The organism is Paraburkholderia sp. NMBU_R16, assembly GCF_013282575.1.
Lineage (GTDB): Bacteria > Pseudomonadota > Gammaproteobacteria > Burkholderiales > Burkholderiaceae > Trinickia.
Genome location: NZ_JAAAYE010000175.1, coordinates 1 through 1788, shown reverse-complemented (window position 1 = coordinate 1788; position 1788 = coordinate 1). Strand labels below are relative to the sequence as shown.

Genomic DNA, 1788 nt, shown 5'->3' with positions numbered 1-1788 from the left:
GGAGCCGCTCCGCTCACGATTGGAAGCAGGCCATGAACCAATTCGCTATCCTTTACGCGGATCGATTCGTTCGACCATCCGTGTGAATCTCACCCCCGCCTTGAACACGGAAATTCTGACACTCCCCTTTGGCGTCGTCGTTTTCTGTCGCTTTTGGCCCGTCGTCAACAGCTGCCGACCATCGCGCAGCTGTACTTCGATTCCGATACGACGCCGTTCCACGGAGCATCCCGCGCTGATCGAGCGTCACCTGCGCACGATGTGCGACGCCGACCGTGTTTTGAACACCATCCCGAGAGGATCTCGGGACGGGATTTTCGATTACATAGAAGAAGACAGCCCGCGTGCTGCCGTTGTCGTGGATGACCGGATTCGCACCCAGGTTCCCGATGCGCTCGCGGAGGCGTTTGTCGGTAAACCCGACGGTGTCGCCGACGAAGAACTCTTCACGACGAGCGCGCGATGGCGGCTGAATGCGGAAGCCCTGGAGGTGACATAGCGGGCTTAGACGCGTCACGTGAAACGCTCAGTGCGCGGCGAAGATCGTTCAACAGCTCTTGGGCCTCGCTAAATGCGTCCCTCAACTGCGCTACGTCCTCGACCTTACGCGCGTGCTCGGGGTATAAACCGCGCTCGTCCCCCAGCTCAACCAGCCGCGGGTTCTTTTCATAGAACACTTTTATCCGACGGAGTGGCTCGCGCAGCGCCGACGGCAGGCTGTCGGCGCCGCGTTTCTCGATCAGCTGTTTGCCCACTTTCAGGCCTGTTGCGAACGAGCGCAGCGAGTTGCCGTCCTCGACGACCGCCGCAAGGCCGGGCCGGTCGTCCGCTTCGAGCATCTTGAAGATATGGTCCCGTTTCAGCTCTCGCATCTTCGCGAACTTGTCGGTCCCGTCCAGCGCGCACGTAAGCTGGACGCGGTCTCGTTCGTCCAGCGCCGGCTCTCGAGGCTGCGCGAGGACGGTGGCAGCAATGTCCGTCGGAACTCCTTTGATGCTGGCGGGACTGGAGGGGCCGACGATTCCTTGGCGGCGTGCCTCTCTTTCGGCGCGGGCGAACAGGGCTCGGGCATCGGCAGCGATGTCCCCCGGCATGGCTGACCACAGACGCCTGCTTGAACACTGCGTCGAATGTCGGGTAGTGGCCAGAATTTGCAAAGGTAAGGACCAAGCGCTTGCAGGCGAGGACGCGATGCCGCTGCCGCTCACTGATGGTTCGTTAGTCGAGCGCCCGCTGTCCGCCGGCAATGCGACCGGCCGTCCGATCCGGATCATATAGACCCCCCGTGATTATGCGTTGCGCATACTGTAGGGCGTAATCTGCTGGGGGATGTTACCAAGTCATGTCAAGAGGTAACTAGAAATTCGAGCCATCGGGCGTGGTGAGCGAAACGTGCCGCCGGCTAGTGGCATGCGCGACGGCTGTCAAGCGGGCGGGCCTAGGCGAGCGACCGCCCGCTTGGTAACGGACCGTTACGTCTATTTCTCTTTCGCTTGCGCAACTCGACGCATGACCGCAGCCAGCGGCACGAGCCTGCGCCTTGGCCCAAGCTGCGATCCCAACCATTCCTGATGTCAAATAGTGCAGTCAAAACCGGAGGCAGCGCTAGGCAACACGTTGGCAGCGATCGTCACGTTTTCGCTCTGCGGAGAATTGCAGTGGTGGAGTTGACCCGGTTTCGTGGACACCTATCCTTTGGAACAGGAGGTGCCTGCCATGGGAAAGCACCACAACCCCTACGCGCCGGAATTTCGGGCGCAGATGGTCGAGTTGGTCAAAGCCGGCCGC

At 61.2% G+C, this 1788-nt stretch carries 1 protein-coding gene and 1 pseudogene; one reads left to right on the top strand and one right to left on the bottom strand.

Annotated features, from left to right (window positions below; translation table 11 throughout):
• Positions 1-499 (top strand): annotated as a pseudogene (locus GWC77_RS27570) (hypothetical protein); the annotation flags it as partial.
• Here GWC77_RS27570 and GWC77_RS27565 read toward each other — a convergent pair.
• Complete coding sequence (locus GWC77_RS27565) at positions 447-1094, bottom strand: hypothetical protein (protein WP_173262610.1); 648 nt, start codon at positions 1092-1094, stop codon at positions 447-449. The pseudogene GWC77_RS27570 and the gene GWC77_RS27565 sit on opposite strands and share 53 nt — an antisense overlap.
• Positions 1095-1788: the final 694 nt, after the last annotated feature.